The sequence below is a fragment of the uncultured Albimonas sp. genome (assembly GCF_963977235.1).
Taxonomy (GTDB): domain Bacteria; phylum Pseudomonadota; class Alphaproteobacteria; order Rhodobacterales; family Rhodobacteraceae; genus Albimonas.
This window is the reverse complement of sequence record NZ_CAXBOD010000021.1, coordinates 18,996-40,427: the sequence shown is the minus strand read 5'-3', so window position 1 is coordinate 40,427 and position 21,432 is coordinate 18,996. Positions and strand designations below refer to the sequence as shown.

The 21,432-nt window shown below is 73.6% G+C and carries 24 protein-coding genes; 3 read left to right on the top strand and 21 right to left on the bottom strand.

What is annotated here, in order from left to right; genetic code table 11:
• Positions 1-309 precede the first annotated feature (309 nt).
• The 5 genes from AAC134_RS11990 to cysQ all read right to left on the bottom strand — a co-directional run bounded on the left by AAC134_RS11990 (position 310) and on the right by cysQ (position 5,257).
• Positions 310-1,539 carry a glycosyltransferase gene (locus AAC134_RS11990; protein WP_339949323.1) on the bottom strand — a complete coding sequence of 410 codons (1,230 nt, stop codon included), beginning with the start codon at positions 1,537-1,539 and terminating at the stop codon, positions 310-312.
• A 7-nt stretch (positions 1,540-1,546) separates the two neighbouring features.
• Positions 1,547-2,530, bottom strand: a complete 984-nt coding sequence (galE, locus tag AAC134_RS11985) for a UDP-glucose 4-epimerase GalE (RefSeq protein WP_339949322.1) — start codon at positions 2,528-2,530, stop codon at positions 1,547-1,549.
• 7 nt (positions 2,531-2,537) lie between these two features.
• Positions 2,538-3,434, bottom strand: a complete 897-nt coding sequence (locus tag AAC134_RS11980) for a UTP--glucose-1-phosphate uridylyltransferase (RefSeq protein WP_339949321.1) — start codon at positions 3,432-3,434, stop codon at positions 2,538-2,540.
• A 207-nt stretch (positions 3,435-3,641) separates the two neighbouring features.
• Entirely contained in the window at positions 3,642-4,442 is an 801-nt protein-coding gene (locus AAC134_RS11975; protein WP_339949320.1) for a manno-octulosonate cytidylyltransferase, read from the bottom strand.
• Positions 4,443-4,474: 32 nt separating this feature from the next.
• Positions 4,475-5,257: a 3'(2'),5'-bisphosphate nucleotidase CysQ gene (gene cysQ, locus AAC134_RS11970; RefSeq protein WP_339949319.1), complete on the bottom strand. Its 783-nt coding sequence runs from the start codon at positions 5,255-5,257 to the stop codon at positions 4,475-4,477.
• 248 nt (positions 5,258-5,505) lie between these two features.
• Between cysQ and AAC134_RS11965 the strand changes: the two genes are divergently transcribed.
• On the top strand, positions 5,506-6,096 hold the full coding sequence (locus AAC134_RS11965; RefSeq protein ID WP_339949318.1) for a hypothetical protein: 591 nt from the start codon (positions 5,506-5,508) through the stop codon (positions 6,094-6,096).
• A gap of 9 nt (positions 6,097-6,105) precedes the next feature.
• Here AAC134_RS11965 and AAC134_RS11960 read toward each other — a convergent pair whose 3' ends face one another.
• From AAC134_RS11960 to AAC134_RS11950, 3 genes are read right to left on the bottom strand one after another with little or no spacing between them, the layout of a single operon-like run.
• Positions 6,106-6,978: a DMT family transporter gene (locus AAC134_RS11960; protein ID WP_339949317.1), complete on the bottom strand. Its 873-nt coding sequence runs from the start codon at positions 6,976-6,978 to the stop codon at positions 6,106-6,108.
• Between the two features lie 16 nt (positions 6,979-6,994).
• Positions 6,995-7,918 carry a polyhydroxybutyrate depolymerase gene (locus AAC134_RS11955; RefSeq protein ID WP_339949316.1) on the bottom strand — a complete coding sequence of 308 codons (924 nt, stop codon included), beginning with the start codon at positions 7,916-7,918 and terminating at the stop codon, positions 6,995-6,997.
• Positions 7,915-8,820, bottom strand: coding sequence for a class I SAM-dependent methyltransferase (locus AAC134_RS11950; protein WP_339949315.1), 906 nt, complete (start codon positions 8,818-8,820; stop codon positions 7,915-7,917). The genes AAC134_RS11955 and AAC134_RS11950 overlap by 4 nt, the downstream gene beginning before the upstream one ends.
• Positions 8,821-8,997: 177 nt before the next feature.
• Between AAC134_RS11950 and AAC134_RS11945 the strand changes: the two genes are divergently transcribed.
• Complete coding sequence (locus AAC134_RS11945; protein ID WP_339949314.1) at positions 8,998-9,858, top strand: hypothetical protein; 861 nt, start codon at positions 8,998-9,000, stop codon at positions 9,856-9,858.
• Positions 9,859-10,004: 146 nt separating this feature from the next.
• Here the strand turns inward: AAC134_RS11945 and rplS are convergent, their stop codons facing one another.
• The 9 genes from rplS to ffh form a co-directional block, all read right to left on the bottom strand.
• Complete coding sequence (gene rplS / locus AAC134_RS11940) at positions 10,005-10,412, bottom strand: 50S ribosomal protein L19 (RefSeq protein WP_339949313.1); 408 nt, start codon at positions 10,410-10,412, stop codon at positions 10,005-10,007.
• Between the two features lie 5 nt (positions 10,413-10,417).
• Positions 10,418-11,227: a tRNA (guanosine(37)-N1)-methyltransferase TrmD gene (gene trmD, locus AAC134_RS11935; protein ID WP_339949344.1), complete on the bottom strand. Its 810-nt coding sequence runs from the start codon at positions 11,225-11,227 to the stop codon at positions 10,418-10,420.
• 98 nt (positions 11,228-11,325) lie between these two features.
• Positions 11,326-11,937: a ribosome maturation factor RimM gene (gene rimM / locus AAC134_RS11930; RefSeq protein ID WP_339949312.1), complete on the bottom strand. Its 612-nt coding sequence runs from the start codon at positions 11,935-11,937 to the stop codon at positions 11,326-11,328.
• The gene (locus AAC134_RS11925; protein WP_339949311.1) at positions 11,934-12,524 is read right to left on the bottom strand and encodes a hypothetical protein; all 591 of its coding nucleotides are present in this window, start codon (positions 12,522-12,524) and stop codon (positions 11,934-11,936) included. The genes rimM and AAC134_RS11925 overlap by 4 nt, the downstream gene beginning before the upstream one ends.
• A 129-nt stretch (positions 12,525-12,653) precedes the next feature.
• Complete coding sequence (rpsP, locus tag AAC134_RS11920) at positions 12,654-13,085, bottom strand: 30S ribosomal protein S16 (RefSeq protein ID WP_339949310.1); 432 nt, start codon at positions 13,083-13,085, stop codon at positions 12,654-12,656.
• Positions 13,086-13,189: 104 nt separating this feature from the next.
• Positions 13,190-13,525, bottom strand: a complete 336-nt coding sequence (locus tag AAC134_RS11915; RefSeq protein WP_339949309.1) for a chorismate mutase — start codon at positions 13,523-13,525, stop codon at positions 13,190-13,192.
• A 17-nt stretch (positions 13,526-13,542) separates the two neighbouring features.
• Positions 13,543-14,076 carry a GNAT family N-acetyltransferase gene (locus AAC134_RS11910; RefSeq protein ID WP_339949308.1) on the bottom strand — a complete coding sequence of 178 codons (534 nt, stop codon included), beginning with the start codon at positions 14,074-14,076 and terminating at the stop codon, positions 13,543-13,545.
• The gene (locus tag AAC134_RS11905; RefSeq protein ID WP_339949307.1) at positions 14,073-14,606 is read right to left on the bottom strand and encodes a GNAT family N-acetyltransferase; all 534 of its coding nucleotides are present in this window, start codon (positions 14,604-14,606) and stop codon (positions 14,073-14,075) included. Before AAC134_RS11905 ends, AAC134_RS11910 begins: the two co-directional genes overlap by 4 nt.
• Positions 14,603-16,138 carry a signal recognition particle protein gene (ffh, locus tag AAC134_RS11900; protein WP_339949306.1) on the bottom strand — a complete coding sequence of 512 codons (1,536 nt, stop codon included), beginning with the start codon at positions 16,136-16,138 and terminating at the stop codon, positions 14,603-14,605. Before ffh ends, AAC134_RS11905 begins: the two co-directional genes overlap by 4 nt.
• A 435-nt stretch (positions 16,139-16,573) precedes the next feature.
• Between ffh and AAC134_RS11895 the strand changes: the two genes are divergently transcribed.
• Entirely contained in the window at positions 16,574-17,215 is a 642-nt protein-coding gene (locus tag AAC134_RS11895; protein ID WP_339949305.1) for a hypothetical protein, read from the top strand.
• A gap of 420 nt (positions 17,216-17,635) precedes the next feature.
• On the opposite strand, the gene AAC134_RS11890 is transcribed toward AAC134_RS11895, so the two are convergent.
• The 4 genes from AAC134_RS11890 to AAC134_RS11875 form a co-directional block, all read right to left on the bottom strand.
• Positions 17,636-18,595 (bottom strand): ornithine cyclodeaminase family protein, encoded by a 960-nt coding sequence (locus AAC134_RS11890; RefSeq protein ID WP_339949304.1) that lies wholly within the window; start codon positions 18,593-18,595, stop codon positions 17,636-17,638.
• Between the two features lie 354 nt (positions 18,596-18,949).
• The gene (locus AAC134_RS11885) at positions 18,950-19,519 is read right to left on the bottom strand and encodes an ActR/PrrA/RegA family redox response regulator transcription factor (RefSeq protein ID WP_092858341.1); all 570 of its coding nucleotides are present in this window, start codon (positions 19,517-19,519) and stop codon (positions 18,950-18,952) included.
• Positions 19,520-19,634: 115 nt separating this feature from the next.
• Positions 19,635-20,273, bottom strand: coding sequence for an SCO family protein (locus tag AAC134_RS11880; RefSeq protein ID WP_339949303.1), 639 nt, complete (start codon positions 20,271-20,273; stop codon positions 19,635-19,637).
• Between the two features lie 155 nt (positions 20,274-20,428).
• Positions 20,429-21,241 carry a hypothetical protein gene (locus AAC134_RS11875; protein WP_339949302.1) on the bottom strand — a complete coding sequence of 271 codons (813 nt, stop codon included), beginning with the start codon at positions 21,239-21,241 and terminating at the stop codon, positions 20,429-20,431.
• Between the last annotated feature and the right edge of the window lie 191 nt (positions 21,242-21,432).

The window sequence follows — 21,432 nt, the reverse complement described above, 5'->3', positions numbered from 1 at the left end:
CGGCCGGGCCTTGCCTCCCCTGCCGATGTGTTCCGACATCAAAGGGGCCGGGCGTCGCCGCCCGGCCCCTCCGCTCCCACGCGCGCCCAGAGGAGTGCCGTCCCCGGGCGCCGCGTTCCGGCCCCCCGAAGGAGGCCGTCTCTGGGAGCTCCCCCCCGGCGCGGTTCGCGGCCGGAGGGGGTGGCGGGCCACGGAACCGCGTGCCGCGGTTTCCCCAACGCAGACCGCGCGCGGCCCGCCTTCATCGTCTGTATGAAGGTGCGGGCGTGACGCGTGCGTGACAGGATCCCTGATCCTGGCCCTTCGGTTTCAGGCCCCGATTTCCTCCAGAAAATCATCCACTTCTGCAAAGTGGTCAGCCCAGGCGCGCGGCTGCCAGGCGGCGAGTCGGCCCAGCTGGGCGCCGCGCCGGTCGGGTCCGTCCTCGGCGGGATGGGCGTAGGCGAGAATCGCCTCCAGCCACTCGGGCAGGTCCAGCGGGTCGATGAACTCGGGCGTCTCGCCGCCGGCGGCGCGCAGGGCGGGGATGTCGGCGGCCAGCACCGGGCAGCCCAGCGTCAGCGCCTCGGCCACCGCGAGGCCAGAGCCCTCGGCGAAGCTCGGCGCCAGCAGCGCGCAGGCGACCGAGAGGCGCCCCGCGACCTGCGCGTCCGACAGCTCGCTGCGTTCGAACACGATGCGCCCGGCCATGGGCGAGCGGTCGAGGATGTCCTGCACCATCTCCGACTCCGAGGCCCGGCGGCCGAGGATGAACAGGCGCGGCGCCGCGTCGCCCAGCTCGTCCCACAGGCGCCGCCAGATCCACAGCATGGCCAAGTGGTTCCGCCGCGGCTCGATCGCGCCCAGCATCACGAAGGCGCCCTCGGCCTCGGCCGCGTCGTCGGCGTCCGCGCCCGAGGGCGTGGGCAGGGGCGTCACCCCCGGCGGAGCCAGCCGGCCCGGAGGCGGGGATTCGAGCCCCCGGGCGGCGATCTCGGCCGTCTCGCGCGAGGCGTAGATCAGCCCGTCGCACAGGCCCGCGGCGGCGAGGAAGGCGAGCAGGCGCGTGGGCTCGGTCGGTCGGGTCAGCTCCGGCCGCTCCAGCGCCACAAGGTCGTGGGCCATCGCCACCGCCCGCCGCGCGCCGCCGGCGCGCAGCGCCTTCAGTCGGGCGGCGTCGAGCTGCGCCTGGGCCATGTTGAGATAGGTCCAGCGGCCGGGCTGGGCGGCGAGCAGGGCGGTCAGATCCTCGCCCATCCCCAGCGACAGGCGCCGCGCGAGGCTGTCGGCGCGCCGCTGACGTTCGGTCTTCCAGGGGGAGAAGGCGCCGCGGAGGTCGGCGGGAGGCAGCTCCTCGCCGCTTTCGAGCGCCGCGATCAGGGTCTGGGCGCCGGCGCCGTCCAGCAGCAGATGGCGCGGGCCCGCCGAGACCAGGAACCGCGCCTCGGGGTCGGCCGAGAGGCGCGCGGCCCAGGCGCGCTCGGTCCGGTCGATGGCGCCGGGCGTCAGCCGCCCGGCGCGGGCCACGGTGCGGGTCAGGTCCAGCAGGCGCCGGGCCATGCCGCGCTCAGGCCGAGTAGCGGCCGGTCTGCCGCCAGCCCCAGGCGTCGCCGATCATCTCGGCCATCACCGAGCGTTTCGGCTCCCAGCCCAGCACCTCGCGCGCCCGCGCGCCGTCGCAGACCAGCCGCGAGGGATCGCCGGGGCGGCGCGGGCCGACGGACAGCGGGATCTCGGTCCCCACGACCTCCTTGGCCGCGTCGATCACCTGCCAGATCGAGAAGCCCGAGCCGGTGCCGAGGTTCAGCCGCTGGCTGGGCTTGCCCGCCAGCAGCCACTCGGTCCCCAGCACATGGGCGTCGACCAGGTCCATGACGTGGACATAGTCGCGGATGCAGGTGCCGTCGGGCGTGGGATAATCGTCGCCGTTCACCGTCAGCGCCTCGCGCGCGCCGGCCGCGGCGTCGAGCACGTTGGGGATCAGGTGCGTCTCGGGCACGTGATGCTCGCCGATCTGGCGGTCGGGGTCGGCGCCGGCCACGTTGAAGTAGCGGAACGCGATCGAGCGGATGCCGTGGGCCTTCTCGAAGTCGTCGAGCAGCGCCTCGACCGCCAGCTTCGAGGCGCCGTAGGCGTTGATCGGCCGCTGGGGCGCGGTCTCGGTGATCGGGTCCTGGTCGGGCTCGCCATAGGTGGCGGCCGTCGAGGAGAACACGATCGAGCCCACGCCCGCGTCGCGCATCGCGCAGAGCAGGTTGAGCGAGCCGCCGACGTTGTTGCGCCAGTAGAGCTCGGGGTTCGCCACCGACTCGCCGACGTTCGACAGCGCCGCGAAATGCATCACCGCGTCGGGCTTCACCTGCGCGAACGCGGCCTTGAGGGCGGCCTCGTCCAGCAGGTCGCCCTCGATCATCTCGCCGAACTTCACCGCCTGTTTCCAGCCGGTGCGGAAGTTGTCGAAGACCACGGGCTCATGCCCCGCTGCGCGCAGGGCCTTGCAGCCGTGCGAGCCGATGTAGCCGGCGCCGCCGGTCACCAGAACTTTCGCCATGGTCGCGTTATTCCCCCGGAGCGGGCATGTAGTTGACGGTGTCGCGCAGGAACTCCGCGAAGTCGGGGCCCAGGTCGGGACGCGCCAGGCCGAAGGCGACGGTGGCCTTCAGGAAGCCGGACTTGGAGCCGCAGTCGAAGCGCCGCCCCTCGAACCGGTAGCCGTAGACGTCGCGGCCCTCATCGATCTCGCGGGCGATGGCGTCGGTCAGCTGGATCTCGCCCCCCGCGCCCTTCTGGCCCGCGTTGAGGGTGGTGAACACGGTGGGGGGAAGGATGTAGCGCCCGATCACCGCCAGGTTCGAGGGCGGGTTCACCTTGGGCTTCTCGACCATGCCCCGCGCCTTGACCAGCCGGCCCATGTCCTCGGCCACGTCCAGCACGCCGTAGGCCGAGACCTGCTCGCGCGGGACCTCCATGGTGGCGACCATGCAGCCGCCGGTGTCGGCGTAGGAGTCCATCATCTGCTCGAGGCAGGGCGTCTCGGCCGAGATCACGTCGTCGGGCAGCAGCACCGCGACCGGCTCGTCCGGGCCGATCAGGCGGCGGGCGCACCACACGGCGTGGCCCAGGCCCAGCGCCTCGGTCTGGCGGACATAGGCGATCTGGCCGCTGTCCATGTTGGCCTTGCGCACCTCGCCCAGCAGGTCGGTCTTGCCCTTGTCCTCGAGGGCGCGCTCAAGCTCGGGGGCGAGGTCGAAATAGTCCTCCAGCGCGGATTTCCCGCGCGAGGTGACGAAGATGAACTCCCGGATGCCGGCGGCGCGGGCCTCGTCGATCGCGTACTGGATCAGCGGACGGTCGACCAGCGGCAGGACCTCCTTGGGGATCGCCTTGGTGGCCGGCAGGAAGCGCGTGCCCAGACCCGCGACCGGAAAGATCGCCTTCGTGACCTTGTTGCTCATTCTCGTCCTCGTTGCGGCCTGCGTCCGCGGCCGGAGCCGTGGCGCGCCATTCGATCCTGTTCGCCGTCGCCTCGCGCGGGCGGACCGTCGCCGATCCGACGCCCGCGCGGCGCGGGGCACTGTGGACACGACGACGTGACGCCGTCGTGACCGGAACTCGGCGTCGCGGTCGCAATTCCCGCGGCGCGTGGGCGCAGGCACCCAGCTTCAGCTGAGGCCGGCGCGGGCCATGGCGGACTCGACCCGCGGCACGTCCTGGGGGTTGTTCACCTCCCAGAACACGCGGCCGCGGGCGTCGACCTCCACGCATTTCAGCGGGGTCCCGTTCTCGAGGAACCGCAGCTGCTCGAGTCCCTCCCACCGCTCCAGCTCCCCCTCCGGCCAGCCGGCGTAGGCGGAGAGCGCGGCGGGGCGGTAGGCGTAGCAGCCCACGTGGTGGAAGACCGGCGGGGTCTCGTCGGCCGCAAAGGCGCGCCCGGTGTAGGGGATCACCTCCTTGGAGAAGTAGAGGGCGCGGCCCGCCCGGTCGAAGACCGCGGTGGTGCCCCCGACCCGGCCCGCGGCGCGATCCTCGAGGAAGGCCGCGTGGGCCTCGGCGTCGCAGCGCAGGACCGGGGTGGCGACGTCGAACTCGGGCGCCGCGGCCATGGCGTCGCGCAGCGCCTCGACGAACCAGGGCGGGGTCAGCGGCGCGTCGCCCTGAAGGTTCACCACCAGATGCGGGATTTCCTCGAGCCCCTGGACGGCCGCGGCGCAGCGCTCGGTCCCGTTGCGGCAGGACTCGGGCGTCATGATCACCGTCGCGCCAAAGCCCGCGGCGTGTTCGGCGATGCGCTCGTCGTCGGTGGCGACCGCGACCTCGGCGAAGCCGTCGGCGGCCATCGCCGCCTCCCAGCTGCGCCGGATCAGGGTCTTGGAGACGCCGTCGGCGCCCTTCAGCGCCTGCAGCGGCTTGCCGGGGAAACGGGAGCTCTTGTAGCGAGCGGGGATGATGATGGCGGCGCGCATGGTCCGCGGCCTCGTTCGTCAGCGCCCCTCGTTCACAGGGGCTTCACGTCCACGCCCGGGGCATAGCACACGAAGAACGGGTTCGCGAAGCCCGACTTGCCGTAGCGGAGGGGCCCGCCCCCCTCCATCCGGTCGACATGGCCGCCGGCCGCGCGCAGCACGGCGTCGCCCGCGGCGGTGTCCCACTCCATCGTGCGGCCGAGGCGCGGGTAGAGGTCGGCCTCCCCCGTCGCCACCAGGCAGAACTTCAGCGAGGAGCCAGCCGAGAGGAAGTCGGCGACCGAGTACTGGCCGATGTAGTCGTCGGTGGCCTTGTCCCGGTGCGACTTGGAGGCGACGACGTTCAGGCCGGTCATGTCCGGGGTCGAGACGGAGATCGGCTCGACCGCCCTGGTCTCGACGTTCATCTCCTCGGCGCCGCCGGAGGCGGTGGTGCGGAACAGCCGTCCCAGCGCCGGGGCGTAGACCACGCCGTGGGTCGGGACGCCGTCCTCGACCAGCGCGATGTTCACGGTGAACTCGCCGCGGCGGTTCACGAATTCCTTGGTGCCGTCCAGCGGGTCGACGATCAGGAAGGTCGAGACCTCCTGGGTGTGGGTCGCGGCCTGCTCCTCGGTGACCAGCGCCAGATCGGGGAAGGCGGCGCGCAGACCGGCGGAGATATGGGCGTCGGCCTTGGTGTCGGCCTCGGTCACCGGGCTGTCGTCGGACTTCGACTTCACCTCGAAGTCGGGCGAGGCGTAGACCTCCAGGATCAGGTCGCCGGCTTCGAGCGCCAGTTTCGTGAAGGTCTCGGTGATCGCCGCGTAGTCCATGGTTTCACGCCCTCTTCTTCCGCACGGGGCGCAGCATTGCCGCGGGCGGAACGGGAAGTCGAGCGCGGCGGGGACGCAGGCGGCGCCCGACGCCGCGTCGCGTCGTCGCCCTGCGGCGGCGGTCGGGCGGGGCCGGCACGCGCCGCCTCGACCGCATTGTCGCGAAACCGAGGCTTGATCGTCACGAAAGCTTCGTCAGACTGTCACGCACGCCCGCCGACCGTTTCCCGTGTCAGGAGCCTGCGCCCGTGACCTCCGCCCGCCCCCGATCCCCCGCCCTGCGCCTCATCCTTGCCGCGGCGCTGGGCCTGGGGCTGGCCGCGCCGGCCGCCGGCAAGGCCCCGAGCGACGGGGCGAGCCTGGCCGCGGCGCCCGACGCGATCGCCGACTGCGACCGGCTGGCAGCCTGGGGCGTCGACCCCGAGCGCAAGGCCGCGCCGGTGGCGGGCCGTCGCCTGCCGGCCGAGGCCGCGCGCGCCGCCTGCCTGGCCGCTGTGGCCGAGCGTCCGGACCTCGCCCGCCTGCGCTTCCAGCTCGCCCGCGCGCTGTGGCGGCTGGGCGACCAGGAGGTGGCCTACGCGTTGCTCGAGCAGGCCGCGCAGCAGGGCTCTCCGGCCGCGTGGCTGGTGCTGGGCTCGCTGTTCGAGACCGGCGGGCATGTGCGCCAGGACGACATGGTGGCGCTGCTGCACTACCTCGAGGCCGCGAGGCGCGGCGCGCCCGAGGGAATGCGCGCGGCCGCGGGGATCTGGGGAAACCCCGAGAGCCCCTCCCACGACGCGCTGCGGGCCGCGCGGGCGCCGGTCGCGCTGGATCCGGCGGTGATCGCCGACTGGTAGCGGCTTCGCTCAGGCCGCCCGCCGGCGCACGGCGAGGGTCGCCGCGCCAAGCCCCCCCAGGATCAGCGCCGCGGCGGTCCAGAAGCGCGGCGAGGGCGCCTCGCCGAGCCAGGCCATGCCGCCCGCCAGCGCGATCAGCGGCACGGCAAGCTGCGCGACCGCGGCCATCGAGGCCTCCAGCCGCGGCAGCGCCGCATACCACACCGCATAGCCGCAGCCCGAGGCGAACGCGCCCGAGGCCACGGCGAGCGCCGCCTCGCGCCCGCCCAGGCCCGGCGCGGCGTCCAGCGCCCAGGCAATGGCCCACAGGATCGCGGCCAGCGGCGCGGCCAGCGCGAAGGCCCCCGCGGTGTCGGCCAGCGGCCGCGAGGACCCGCGCCCGCGCAGCGAATACACCCCCCAGGCCGCCCCCGCCCCCGCCATCATCAGCGAGGCCATCAGCGGCGGCGCACTCGCCCCCGGCGCCGCCAGCCAGCCGAGCCCCGCCAGCCCGCAGCCCGCCCCCACCCAGCGCATCGCCGGCGGCCGCTCGCCCATCATCAGCGCGCCCGCGAACATCGAGGTCTGCACCGCCCCGAACAGGATCAGCGCTCCGATCCCCGCGTCGAGGTCGAGATAGGCGAGCGAGAACAGCCCCGCATAGGCCAGCAGCGCCAGCGCCGAGACCGGCTGCGCGCCCCGCAGCGCCGGGCCCAGCGGCGTGCGCGTCGCCAGCAGCAGCGACAGCATCGCGGCGCCCGAGATCAGCCGCACGGCGGTGAAGGCGGCCGCGTCGGGCGGGGCGCCCTGCAACGCGCCGGCGTCCAGCGCCGCCCGGCACAGCACCGAGTTCGCAGCGAAGGCGATCAGCGCGGTCAGCGTCAGGGACAGGGTGCGGATCATGCGAGGGGGCGCAGGGTCATTGCGGCGCGGTCTCCAGCGTCTCGAGCCAGCGCAGCGACAGCGCGGCCCAGCCCTCGGGCACGGCATGGCCGCCCGAATGCAGGGCGAAAGCCATCGGCGCGCCGGCGCAGTCGGTCCAGGCGCGCAGCCAGAAGCGCTCGCCCAGGTCGTAGGCGTCGGGGTCGTCGCGCGCGCAGCCGTTGGCCGCCCGCATCAGGTCGAGCCCCGCGAAAAGGTCCCCCTGCGTGATCCGCCCCCCGGCGACCGAGCGGCCCTCGAGCGGGACCACAGGATCGCTCCAGCCATGCAGGTGCAGGAGGGGGGCGGGGCCGGCGCAGGTCTCGGGCAGGGGGCGCCAGAGGAGGCCCGCGACGGGGAGGTAGGCGCGGAACGCCTCCGGCGCGTCGCAGGCGACCCGCCAGGTCATCATGCCGCCGCCCGAGAATCCGCCCAGCAGCGCCCGCGCCGGGTCGATCGGCGCCCGGCTCGCGGCGTCGGCCAGCACCGCGCGCAGGAAGGCCACGTCGTCCCGCCGGCGGGGATCGGCGAAGGCGTTCCAGGCGCCGCCCGTCTCGCCCTCGCGCCGCGGGGCGCCCTGGGCCGCGATCACCGCGTGACCGCGCGCGAGCCACTCGCCCGCCAGCGTCTCCTGGCGCACCGCGACCGCGGCCAGGCCGCCGTAGCCGTGCAGGACCACGATGGCAGGCAGAAGCGCGCCCGGCGCCGCCCCCTCGGGCAGGGCGAGCCGATACTCGCCCTCGCCAAAGTCGCCCGAGACCGTGCAGGCGGTCTCGGGCGTGCCGCAGGCCGCGGCGGGGGCCGCGAGCCCCAGCCCCCAGGCCAGCGCCAGCAGCGCGCAGAGGCGCGGGGCGCGGCGCGCCAGGCGAAGCGGACGCGGCCCCACGGGGCGGATCCGGAACGGGCGGGGCGCGGCGCTCATGCGGGGCGCGAGGCGCGGACGGTCAGGCTCAGCGGCACGCGCACCGCGCCCTGGGGAAAGCGCCACAGCCCGTCCTCGCCCTGCTCGGTCCAGCCGGGCCACATGTCCCAGACCAGGAAGTCGTGCTCCTCGAGCCCGTCGAGGCGCAGCCCCGCCTGCATCAGCCCGGCGACGATGTCGGAGACGGGGTGGATCCACTCATGATCGGCCAGCGCGGGCAGGGGGGCCTCGTCGCCGGTGTAGGTCGTCGCCTCCTCGAAGCGCAGGGGCGCGTGGCGCGGCGTGCGCCAGTTGAAGCAGGGGACCAGTCGCCCCTCGACCGGGTCGAGCGCCTGGGCGGCGGGGTGAGAGTCGCGAAAGAATAGCCGTCCGCCGGGCTTGAGCAGCGCCGCGACCTGGGCGGCCCAGGCGAAGACGTCGGGCAGCCAGCAGATCGTGCCCCAGGTCACGAACACCATGTCGAACCGCCCGGCCCCCATCACCTGAGCCGCGCTCAGCGCGTCGCCCAGGTGGAAGCGGGCGGGCAGGCCGGTCCGGGCGGCGAGCGCCCGGGCGCCCTCGATGGCGACGGGCGAGAAATCCAGCCCCTCAACCTCCGCCCCCTTGCGCGCCAGGATCAGGCTGTCGAGGCCGAAGTGGCACTGCACATGGGCGATGCGCAGCCCCTCGACCGGACCGAGGTCGTCATCGCTGACGCCTGCGAACCCCACCTCGCCTGCCACCACGCCCGCGACGTCGTAAAAGCCGGTGCGGTCGGCGAGGTGGATTTCGGCCCGCGCGTTCCAGCGGGCGAGGTTGGCGGCGACCCCGGCCCCGGGCGCATCGAGCGAAGGCGCGTCCGGGGAGGGCGTGGGGGGGGACGGCGTGTCGGGCAAAGCCGCTTCGGGGGAGGGCGCGGTCATGGCGGGGTCCGTCGGCTGGGGCGAGGTCGGGTCCGGGCCGCATCCTCGACGAGACGCCGCCCCCGCGCCAGCCCCCATCCGCGCGTCTCGCGGTTCCGGGATCGCGCGAGAGGCGCTAGGCTGCTTCCGTTACGACAAGCGGCGCGCGGGCGCCGGCCAGAGCGGAGGGGACGCGCCATGACGTCGGGATTCATCGGGGACCTGCTGCGATACGGAAACTGGTCCGGCCCCGGCTGGACCGCCGCGCGCGAGGCCGACGACTTCGCCGCCGTGGGCAAGGCGCGGATCCTCTCGGACGCCGAGTTGCGCATCGCGGGCGTGGACGCCTATGACAACTATGTCGCCAAGGCCCATGACCTCAACGAATACCAGGCCGAGCACGCGCTGCGCGCGCGGCTGGCGGAGCTGGGCCTCGCCTCGGCCGAGCAGAGCCTGCACGAGGGCGCCCCGGCCTGGGCCAAGCCCCTGGTCTTCGGCGGCGCGGGGGGCGACGACCACCGCTTCGTCTCCTACCGCGCCTACAGGGGCGAGCTGGAGCGGCGGGGCCCCGACCTTTCGGACCGGGTGGCGCTGGGCGAGGGGTTCCTGCGCTACTACACGCATATCATGCGCTCGAACCTGCAGTTCGCGCTGGATTACAAGGACAACGGCGTGGCGCTGTTCTCGGGGGGGACGGGGGCCGCGCGGATGCTGCTGCAACTGGCCGGCGCGGCGCATGTGTTCCTGACCGAGGCGGCCAAGCTCGAGGTCGCGGTGAAGACCATCCGCAACGAGCTGGACCTGCGGGTGGCCCGGCGCCGGGACCTGTCGGCCTGGCTGGAGACGGTCTTCGTGACGCCCGACGCCGAGATCTTCGCGGCCGAGGGGCTGGACCCCTACGCGCCCACCGCTCCGCGCCAGGTGCTGATCGCCGCCCCGATCGACGACCTCCAGAACCTCGCGGCGATGAAGATCGCCTCGCGCAACGCGGTCGGGCGGGCCGAGGTCAGGCGGATCGTGGCCGAGCTTCATCAGGGCGCCGCGACGGCCTTCGCCTGACGGGCCTGTCGGGACGGGGCGCTCCGGCCGCGGCCAGCGGCGAGCCGGACTGCGAGGGGACGCGAGACCGGGCCTGAACGCGAAAGGCGCGCGCCCGGGGGGCGCGCGCCTTGGGATCGGCAGGGGCGGGGCCCCGTGCGGAAGACTTACTCGGCGCCGGGCAGGGCGCGGCCGCCGGAGTAACCCTCGCGCGGCTTGTAGTTGGTCTTCTCGGCGATGCGGGCCGATTTGCCGCGACGCGCGCGCAGGTAGTAGAGCTTCGCGCGGCGGACGCGGCCACGGCGGACCACCTCGATCGAATCGATGTTGGGCGAGTGGATGGGGAACACGCGCTCCACGCCCTCGCCGAACGAGATCTTGCGGACGGTGAACGCGCCGCCGATGCCGTTGCCGCCCTTGCGGCCGATCACGACGCCCTCGAAGGCCTGCACGCGGGTGCGGGTGCCCTCGGTCACCTTGTAGCCGACGCGCACGGTGTCGCCGGCGTTGAAGTCGGGGATGGTCTTGCCAAGTTCCTTGGCATGCTCGAGCTCGAGCGTCTGAAGGAGGTTCATGACCTCTATTCCTTTTCCTGGCCGTCTTTTTTCCCCTGTCCCGGCTGGGCGGGGGACGGACTGATGCGCGACCGAGCGCTCTGGGCTTCAATCGGGTCCGGACCGGAGCTTCGCTCCCGGTGCGCCCGCCAGAGATCGGGTCGTCGTTCCTTGGTCAGCCTTTCGGCCGCGTCGCGACGCCATTCCGCGATCCGGGCGTGATTGCCGGAGAGAAGCGTCTCCGGGATCTCGCGCCCGTCCCATACGGGGGGCCTCGTGTATTGCGGGGCTTCCAGAAGCCCGTGGGAGAAGGACTCCGTCTCCACGGACTCGGGGTTCCCGAGGACGCGCGGTATAAGCCGAACCGTGGCGTCGATCAATGCCATCGCGGCGATTTCCCCGCCGGTCATCACGAAATCCCCCAGGCTGACCTCGTGGATGCCGCGGGCCTCGAGCACGCGCTCGTCCACGCCCTCGAAGCGGCCGCAGATGAAGGTGGCGCCGGGGGCGGCGGCGAGCGACTGGGCCATGGCCTGGTCGAAGGGGCGGCCGCGCGGCGACATCATCAGCACCGGGCCGGGGCGGGGGCTGTCGTCGAGCGCGGCGGCCACCACGTCGGCGCGCAGCACCATGCCCGGGCCGCCGCCCGCAGGAGTGTCGTCCACCGCCCGGTGCTTGCCGAGGCCGAACTCGCGAAGGTTGACCTTGTCCAGCGCCCAGATCCCCTCGGCGAGCGCCCGGCCCAGCAGGCTGTCGCCCAGGGGCCCGGGGAACATGCCGGGGAACAGGGTGACGACGGTGGCGCGCCAGGCGTTCTTGACCCGCGTCTCCTCCATCAGGTCGCGGGGGCGGCGCGAGGCCGAGATCGTCAGCCGCCCGTGCGAGCGGCCGGGCGCCGGCGTCTGCGGCGCGTCCGCGGGCTTGGGCTCGTCGCTCACGCGCCGGGGTCCTTGCGCGCGACGTGATCGCCGGGGTCTTCGCCGGGATCCTCGTCCCCGTCCTCGTCAGGCTCGGGGCCCTCGTCGTCGTCGCCGGGGAACACGCCGGGCGGCGGGTCGGCGACGATGCGATGGGCGGCGAGGTCGACGATCGGCACGGCGGCCAGCGTGAAGGGCAGCATCACCGGCTGGCGATGCTCGGGCGAGACGATCTCGAGGATGTCGCCGGCCCCGAAGTCGTGCACCGCGCGCACCTTGCCCAGGCGCGCGCCGCCGCCGTCGAAGACCGGCAGGCCGACCAGGTCGGCATGGTAGAACTCGTCGCTCGGCAGGCTCGGCAGCTTCCAGCGCGGGGCGTAGAGGCGCACGCCGCGCAGCGCCTCGGCGTCCTCGCGGGTGGTCACGCCGGTCAGGCGGGCGGCGAAGCCTCCCTTCACCTGGCGGGAGATCTTCACGCCGAACTCGCGTCCGGTCTCGTCGGTCAGCGGCGCGTAGTCGCCGATGGCGCCGGGGTCGGCGCAGAAGCTTTTCAGGCGCACGTCGCCGCGCACCCCGAAGGCGCCGGCGATGGCGCCCACGCAGACCTTGCCGATCGGGTCTTCGCTCATTTCCTGCGCATCCGGAACGGGCCTCCATCCGACCGCTGATCCTGCGTTCCCCACCCGCGGTCGAGGGGCGAGGCGCCGGGGACGTCCTGTCCCTCGGCGGCGACCGCGAAGTCGAGCCCGCGGTCGTTGCGGACCTCCCAGGCGAAGCCGGGAAGGTCCATGGCTTCGGCGATGCGGGCGAAATCCTCGCGTCCGATCGCCTTGCGGTCCCGGGCCAGCGACGCGCGCCAGCGGGCGGGAGCCTTCACGAAGTCGAGCCGCGCCGCCAGGGCCTCGGCATGGACCGGCTCGGCGGGGCCGACCCAACGGGCCTGCAGGCGGCGGATCACGCCGCCGTCGCGCCCCCGGGTCCAGGCGGTGCCGGGGCCGATGACCCCGATCGCCTCGAAGCGCTCGACCAGCTCCGAGGCGTGGTCGGTGGGCCGCTTGGCAAACAGCGTCAGCCCGTCGCCGGGAAGCATCGCGGCCAGCGCCGCCTCGGTCCCGTGGGAGAGGAGGCAGAAGCTGCGCGACACCGCCTCCTCCACATGGTCGGAGGAGCCGATGCCGATCCAGAACTTCCGCTCCCGCTTGCGCGCCTTGGCCATGGTCCCTGCCTCCGGGTTCCGCCTTGGAAAGGCGGCAGCCTAGCGGTCAGGGTCTAACAGAGCCTTTCGCGCGAGCGGGCAGGCGGACGGGAATGCGGGCGGCGGGCCGGGCCCGCCGCCCAGGCCCGATCACTCGGCCGAGGCGTCCTCGGCCGGGGTCTCGGCGGGGGCCTCGGCCGGCGCCTCGGCGGCGGCCTTCGCGGCGGCGGCGGCTTCGGCGGCCTTGGCGGCCTTGTCCTCGCGCTCCTTCGCGCGCTCGGTGGCCTTCTTGCCGGGGACGGCCTTCTTCAGGTTGGCGCGCTCGGCCTTGTCGCGGACGCCGGCGGCCTCGAGGAAGCGGGCGACGCGGTCGGTCGGCTGGGCGCCCTGGGCGATCCACTCCTGGATGCGCTCGACGTTCAGCTTCACGCGGTCCTCGGAGTCCTTGGGCAGGAGGGGGTTGTAGGTGCCCAGCTTCTCGATGAAGCGGCCGTCGCGGGGCGAGCGGCTGTCGGCGGCGACGACGCGGTAGAAGGGACGCTTCTTGGAACCGCCGCGGGCGAGACGAATCTTGATGGCCATGGTCTTGGTCTCCTTGGGTTTCGATCCGGGACTTGGCGCCCGGAAGCTCGATCCGGGACGGGGCCCGGGGGGTCTGGACGGGCGCGTCGCGCCCGGGGGTCAGGTCAGCTCTTCAGCTTCTCGTGGTGGCGGATGACTTCCTGGATGATGAAGGCCAGGAAGGCCTCCGCGAACTCGGGGTCCAGCTCGGCGTCGGCCGAGAGCTGGCGCAGTCGGGCGACCTGGCGGGCCTCCCGGTCGGGGTCGGCGGGGGGCAGGTCGTGCTCGGCCTTCAGCCGGCCGACCGCCTGGGTCGCCTTGAAGCGCTGGGCCAGCGTGTAGACCAGGATCGCGTCAAGGTTGTCGATGTCCCCGCGCAGCTTGGCCAGCACCTCCCGCGCGCGGAGCACGTGCTCGGGCTCCTGCGGGCCGCCGGCGGTCTGCGTCGCCGTGTCGGTCATGGTCTCCTCCCCCCTGGTCATGCGGCGGCCGTGGCCCGGGCCGGGTGGCGCCAGACCTGGACGACATGGCCGTCGGCATAGGTGAAATCGCCCGCCTCGCGCACGCAGCCCAGTCGGCGCGCCAGCGCCAGGCTCGGCGCGTTGGCCGCGTCGATCAGGCTGATCGGCGCGTCGATCCCGTGCGCCTCGAAGGCGTGGTCGCGCGCGGCGACCGCGGCCTCGGCCGCATAGCCGCGCCCCTCGAACCCGTCGAGCAGGGACCAGGCCATCTCCGGCTCGGGCGTCTGCTCGTGCCACTGCAGGCCGGCGCGGCCGACGAGGGAACCGGTCGCGCGCTCCTCGAGGGCGAACATGCCGTAGCCGCGCAGCGCCCACATGCCCAGGAAGGACTGGAACTTGGTCCAGGCCTGCTGGCGGGTCATCGGCCCGCCGATGAAGCGGGCGCGGGGGCCGGCGTAGAAAGCGGCGAGCGGCTCGAAGTCGTCGAGGCGCAGGGCGCGCAGGATCAGCCGCTCGGTCTCCAGCGTCGGGATGACGACGGTCGTGGTCATGCCGAGAGCTCCGCGGCCGAGGGGTGGCGCCAGATCTCGGCCTCCCAGCCCTCCTCGGGGTGGACGAAACGGCCCTCGGGCGCGCAGCCCAGGCGGGTCGCGACGGCCTTGCTGGCGGCGTTCTGCGGCGCGATCAGGCTGATCGCGGTGGTCCAGCCGGCGGTGCGGTAGGCCCAGTCGCGGGCCTCGAGCGCAGCCTCGGTGGCGTAGCCGCGTCCCTCGCGCCCCTCGAACAGGGACCAGCCGATCTCGGGCTCGGGCCAGCCGTCGGGCGCCCACGGGCCGACGCGGCCGATCACGGCGCCGGTGGCCTTCTCCTCGACCATCCACATCCCGAAGCCGCGGAACGCCCACATGCCCAGCGTGCCCGCGAGCTCCCACCACGAGTCGGAGCGGTTCTTCGGGCCGCCGATATATTCGGTCCGCGGCGCGGCGAAGAAGGTCGCGAAGGTCTCGAAATCGTCCGGCCGCGGCGCGCGCAGGCGCAGCCGCTGGGTCTCGAGGGTGGGGATCTCGAGGCGGAAGGTCATTTCTTCTTCCCGAAGCCCGACAGGCCCGGAGGCATCGGGGCGCCGCCGCCCAGGCCCGGCAGGCCGCCGGGCAGGCCGCCGCCCATGCCGCCCATGCCCTGGGGCAGCTTGGGCGCCTGGCCGCCGGCGCCGGGGCCGCCCATGCCGGGCGCCATCCCCGGAGGCATGCCGCCGCCCTTGCCGCCGAGCAGCGCGCCGAGACCGCCGCGCATCAGCCCCTTGGTCCCCATCTTGCCCATCTTCTTCATCATGTCCGCCATCTGGCGGTGCATCTTGAGAAGCTTGTTCACGTCGGCCACGTCCATGCCGCAGCCGGCCGCGATGCGCTTCTTGCGGCTGGCCTTCAGCAGGTCGGGGTTCTTGCGCTCGGCCTTGGTCATCGACTGGATGATGGCGATCTGGCGCTTGAGCACCTTGTCGTCCATCCCGGCCTCGTCCATCTGCTTCTGCATCTTGCCCATGCCCGGCAGCATGCCCATCAGGCCGCCCATGCCGCCCATCTGGAGCATCTGCTCGAACTGCTTCTGCAGGTCGTTCATGTCGAAGCGGCCCTTCTGGAACCGCTTCATCATCCGCTCGGCCTCTTCGGCCTCGATGGTCTCCTGGGCCTTCTCGACGAGGCTGACGATGTCGCCCATGCCGAGAATCCGGCCGGCGATCCGCTCGGGGTGGAATTCCTCGAGCGCGTCCATCTTCTCGCCGAGGCCGACGAACTTGATCGGCTTGCCGGTGACCGCGCGCATCGACAGCGCCGCGCCGCCGCGGCCGTCGCCGTCCATGCGGGTCAGCACCACGCCGGTGACGCCGATGCGGCCGTCGAAGTTCTCGGCGACGTTCAGCGCGTCCTGGCCGGTCAGGCCGTCGACCACCAGCAGCGTCTCGCGCGGGCGGACCGCGTCGCGCACGGCGATGGCCTCGTCCATCAGCTCGTCGTCGACATGCAGACGGCCGGCTGTGTCGAGCATGTAGACGTCGAAGCCGCCCTGCTCGGCGGTCATCTTGGCGCGGCGGGCGATCTGCACCGGGCTCTCGCCCTTGACGATGGGCAGGACCTCGACGCCGGTCTGCAGGCCCAGGACCTGAAGCTGCTCCATCGCCGCCGGCCGGCGGACGTCGAGCGAGGCCATCAGGACCTTCTTCTTCTCCCGCTGGCTCAGCCGCAGGGCGAGCTTGGCGGTGGTCGTGGTCTTGCCCGAGCCCTGCAGGCCGACCATCAGGATCGGGGTGGGCGGATTGTCGACGCGCAGCTTGCCGATCTCGGCGCCGTCGCCGGCGAGCACGCGGATCAGTTCGTCGTGGACGATCTTGACGACCTGCTGGCCCGGAGTGACCGACCTGGTGACCGCCTGGCCCGTCGCCTTCTCCTGCACCGCCTTGACGAAGTCGCGGGCCACCGGCAGCGAGACGTCGGCCTCGAGCAGCGCCACCCGCACCTCGCGCAGGGCGGTGACGACGTCGGCTTCCGACAGGGCGCCCTGCTTGGTGAGTTTCTCGAAGACGCCTGAGAGGCGTTCGGAAAGGCTCTCGAACATGCCGGCGCTCCTTCTTTCTGGCCCGGGCCGCGACGGGGCGTCGGCTGGGGCGGCGCAAACGTAAAGCGCTCCGGCGGGCGCAACGCGCTGGCCGGAGGCGATCCCCGCGCACGGCGGGGACCGGAAGCGATCTGGCTCCCGGGAATTCCGGGGGCAGATACGCGCAGGACGGGGCGGAGTCAACCGCGGCGGCCTGCGGGGACGCGGCGGCGCGCCCTGCAAGGGGCGGGGAGAGCGTGCCGAGGCGGCGGCGCCAAGCTGGCTCAAGCGGATCGGCGACGCCGCGCGGAGTCGAGTGGGGCGGCGACGCCGCGAGGAGTCGAGTGGGGCGGCGGCGCCGCGCCTGGGGGCCGGGGCGCGGCCGAGGGGCGTCGAGGGCTTGACGCGACCGGGCCGGGCGGGCTCCCTGTCGCGGTCAGTCAGGGAGTCCGATAGATGATCCGTCCGCGCCGCGACCACAGCGAAACCATGCCTGCGCACGCCCGCGCCCCCCGGCGCGCCGCGCGCGCCGCCGTGGCGCTCGTCGGTCTGCTGGCGCTGGGCGCCTGCGCCGCGACCGAGCCCGGGGCGACGCTCGACGCCCCCGACGGCGTCTCGGTCGCCGAGACCACCCGCACCCGGGCCGAGGTGCTGTCGGTCGACATGGCGGCGGGCCAGGTGATGATGCGCGACCTCGCCACCGGCGAGACCTTCGTGCACCGTCCCCCGGCCGAGATGTCCGGCGCCATCGGCGTGCAGCCGGGAGACGTGGTCGAGGCCCTGCGCACCCGCGCCATCACCGCCTGGCATGCCGAAGGGACCGACGAGACCGGAAGCACCGAATCCGAGGTGGTCTCGACCCAGGCCTCGGCGGGCGGCTCTCCGGCGATGGTGGGGGGCAAGCTGACCCGCTCGGTGATGCGCTTCGTGGTGTGGAACGACAAGACCGACGTGGCGGTGTTCAGCTCGCCCGAGGGGAACGTGGTGCGCTATCACCTGACCAACGACGAGGCGCGGGCCTTCGTCGCCTCGCTGGACGAGGGCGACCCGATCGAGGTCGAGATCTCCGACACGGTGGTGGTCAAGCTGGTGGAGTGATCCCGTCCGCATCGACGCGACGGAGGGGGCCTGCGGGCCCCCTTCGGCTTTGCGGCCCGCTCAGGGCCGGGCGACGCGGGGCGCCGCCCCGGGGGGGCGGCGCGCGCCCCCGAGCGCTCCCCACCCGCCCACCCTCGCGCCCGGGGGCGCGGGCGCCTGGCCGGAAAGGTCGGCGCCCGGGATCTGCGGGCCGTCTCAGGGGGGCCTGCGCGGCGACGGAGACCCCGCAGGGCCCGCCGTCCGCACGCGGCCGGGATCGGCGGCGGGACGGCGCCGCCGGGCGCGCCCCGGCCCTGAGCCGGAGCCTCGCGCGGGCAGGACGGTGTGAGCCGGGCTGCGGCGAGCCGGGCTGGGGCGGGCCGGGCGGGGGAGGACAGGCCAGGGCGGACGGGCCGGTGCGGGCAGGTCCCGGGCGGGGTCTCAGCGGGGCAGGCGGAGGCCCACGCCGGCCTCGAGCGCCTTCTCGTGACAGAGCGCGGCGAGCGCCAGGTCGCCCAGGGCCAGCCCGCGGAAGGCGAAGGCGGTGATCTCGGAGGCGTCGCGCCGCCCGGTCGCCTCGCCGCTCGCAAGGCCTGCCAGGTCGCCCTCGATCAGCGAGCACGCCAGCAGCGGATCCTCCATCCGGCGCTCCTGCTCGAGGTCGTCGACGAAGACGCGGGCGCGGCCGGCGAGGCGGTCCACCTGCCAGGCGCGCGCAAGCTCGACCATCGACACGAACGCCCCCGGCGCCAGCCAGGCGGGGTCGAGGAAGCGCGGCAGCTCCGGCGTCGGCGTCACCGAGGAGACGACGAGGTCGGCGCCCTCGACCGCGGCCTGCGGGGACGGGCGCTCCTCGGTGGCGAGGCCGAGCGCATGGGCCTGCGCGGCCAGCTTCTCGATATTGGCGCGGCCGCGGCCGAAGATCCGCACGGTGGTCAGCGGGAACGCCTGGGTGAAGAGCGCCAGGTGGCAGGCGCCCTGCACGCCGGTCCCGATCAGCGAGAGCACCTGCGCGTCGGACCGGGCCAGGTGAAGGGCGGCCAGGGTCGAGAGGGCCGCGGTGCGCACGCCGGTGATCCAGTCGCCGTCCATCACCGCGATCGGATGGCCGGTGGCGGCGTCGTGCAGGCAGATCAGCGCCCCGATCGAGGGCAGGCCCGCGGCCGCATTGGCCGGCGACAGGCCCAGCGACTTGGTCGCGAAGCGGGGCGGATCCTCGGACGCGGCCAGCATCGCCATGCAGAGCCGCCCGTCCGCCCGGCGGATCGTCCCCTTGGGCGCGTTCGCCGAGGTCCCCGAACCCAACCCCCGCAGCAGCCGCGAGAGCATGTCGGTCATCTCGCGGGCGGTGATCCCCAGCCCCTCGACGTCCGCGCGCGTGAGATAGAGAAGGTCGGACATGGTTGGGCGCCTCGGCCTTGGGGGGAGGAAGGGACGATGCCTTTCCGGGGACGGGGGGCGCAAGGCGCCCCGCTTCCAAACCCGCGAGCGAGCAGGGACGCGCCCGGTCCCCGAACCCGTTCGTCGCCGCCTGACGCCTGAGCCCCGCCGGTGACCGGATCGAGCCCGGGCCCCCCGCGGCGGTCGGCTGCGCGGTCCCTGTCCCGGCCCCGGCACGGCTGCGATGAGCGCCCGCCACGGACGGCTGCGGGGACCAGGCGCTTCGCGGGCCGTTCGGAGCGGGCGGCCGAAGGGGCGACGCGAAAAGGGCGCCGGAGTGCGGCGCCCTTGGGAAGGTCTGTGCGGAGCCGGCCCTCAGCGAGGGCTGCGCTTGGCCAGTATACGCTGCAGCGTGCGCCGGTGCATGTTCAGCCGGCGCGCGGTCTCGGAGACGTTGCGGTCGCACAGCTCGAACACCCTCTGGATATGCTCCCAGCGGACGCGATCGGCCGACATCGGGTTCTCGGGCGGGGGCGGCTTCTGCTCGCCCTCGGAGAGCAGCGCCGCCTCGACGTCGTCGGCGTCGGCGGGCTTGGCGAGATAGTCGGTGGCGCCGATCTTCACCGCGGCGACCGCGGTGGCGATGGCGCCGTAGCCGGTCAGCACCACGATGCGGCTGTCGGGGCGCGCCTCGCGCAGGGCCTCGACCACGTCGAGCCCGTTGCCGTCCTCGAGCCGCAGGTCGATCACGGCGAAGGCGGGCGGGGCGCGGCGGACGAGGGCGAGCCCCTCGGCCACGCTCTCGGCCGGGGTCGGCTCGAAGCCGCGACGCTCCATCGCTCGGGTCAGGCGGCGGCGGAACGGCTCGTCGTCGTCAAGCACAAGGAGCGACTTGTCGGGTCCGATGTCCCTCGGGGCCCGGTCGTCTTCTTCTTGGTCGGTCATGGACAGCGTGTCTCCCGTTCGCCCGGCGAATCTGGGGGGACACTATGGAAATCGAGCGCCGTGTCAAAGGCGCGCGCGGACGGAACGTCGCAACGACGCGAAAAAACCGCCCGATTCACAACCTTTCGGCGAAACAGGCCACCCGGTCGGCCACTTCCGCGGGGGGGATGTCGCGGCGGAACACATCAAGGAAGCCCTCGCCCGGCGCCATCAGGTAGGTGAAGGTCGAGTGGTCCATCAGGTAGACCTCGGGGTCGTCGCCCTGCTTGGCGTAGTAGGCCTTGTATTCCTTCGCGATGGCGGCGGTCTGCTCTGGCGTGCCGGTCAGGCCCACCATCCGCGGGTGCAGGGCGCCCACGAAGTCCGAAAGCGCCTCGGGCGTGTCGCGGGCGGGGTCGATGGTGACGAAGACCGGGGTCAGGTCAATCCCGCGCTCCTCGAGGATCTCGGTCGTCTGGGCCATGTTGGCGGTGTCGAAGGGGCAGACGTCGGGGCAGAAGGTGTAGCCGAAGTAGACCAGCGTCAGGCCGTCGATGACCTCGGCATCGGTGACGGTGGCGCCGGTGTGGTCGGTCATCGTGAACGGGCCGCCGATGCTCGCGGCGCCGGGCGCCACGGTCGAGGAGCGGCACTGCGCGAAGCGGTCGTCGCCCCCGGTGGGGCCGAAGGCGAACCAGGCGCCGGCGCCGAGCCCGGCAACGGCGACGGCCAGGCCCGCGAAGGCGGCGGCGCGGGCGGCGTTGGGCTTGGGCATGGGGGGATCCTCCGACAGCGGGGGCGGGGGGCCCCTCCGCGGCGCATAAATGGCCGACCGCGGGCCTCGAAGAAACCCCGCGCGACGCGAGGCCGCGCCGGGTCTTCGACGGGAGGCGAGAGGGCGCCCGGGCCGGGGAGGTCCGACCTGCGCGGTCAGAGGAAGTGGGCCGCCCCGTCGAGAGTTGCCGCGTCCACGCCCGCGATCGTGCCCACGAGGTCGCCGCCGGAGGTTCGGATCTGCGTCCCGCCCTCGACGTCGGCGAAGGTCAGGTCGGGGAAGCCGACGTTGGCGCGGATCCGGTCCGTGCCGACCTCGAAGTCGGTCGCGAGGTCGGCGCCGGACTCCGAACTCAGGCGGAACTCGTCCTCGCCGGCGCCGCCGGTCAGGGCGTCGGTCCCGCCGCCGCCCTCGAGCGTGTCGTTCCCCTCGCCGCCCGACAGGACATTGCCCCGGTCGTCGCCCGCCAGCTTGTCCTGCCCACGCGTGCCGCCCAGCGCCTCGAATCTCCTGATCGTCTGCCGGTCGCCGTCGATCACGGCCTTGTGCTTCTCGAGGTCGGCGCTCACCCCCGTCTGCCGGGGCTTCACCTCGACCGCGCCGTAGTAGATCCCGTCGTCGCCCTTGCCGCCGTTGACCTTGTCCTTGCCCAGCGAGCCGAGCACGACGTCGTCGCCGCCCCTGGCCTTGATCGCGTTTTGGCCCTCGGCGCCCAGGATCCGGTCCGCGCGGCGGGCGCCCACGAAGCGGATCGGCGCCGTGTCGTAGAGGTCGGCGAGGTGATGCGGCGCCCCGTCGAGGTCGCCGTCGAGAAGATGGTCGAGGGCGCGGTCGAGGTCCTCGAAGAAGTCGTCGACATCGGCCTCGAGCCCCGTGCCCTGCGCCAGCCGGGCGCCGTCGGCGTCGGCGATATCCACCCGCTCGATGTCCCTGGGGCGGCCCTTCTTGTCGAGCGAGACGCGCAGCACGGCGGTGAAGCCGTCGCCGGTCAGGGTCAGCTCGCCGGTCTTCTTTCCGGTCTTGTCGAAGGTCTCGTCATAGTCCTCGGCGTTTCAGATGCGCATCAGCAGCTCGGCGGGCGAGGCGAACGCGTCGGCCAGCCTGGGCGTGTGCTTGAACTTCGATTTCCCGGGCATGGGTCCCCTCCCTCGCCGTCTCC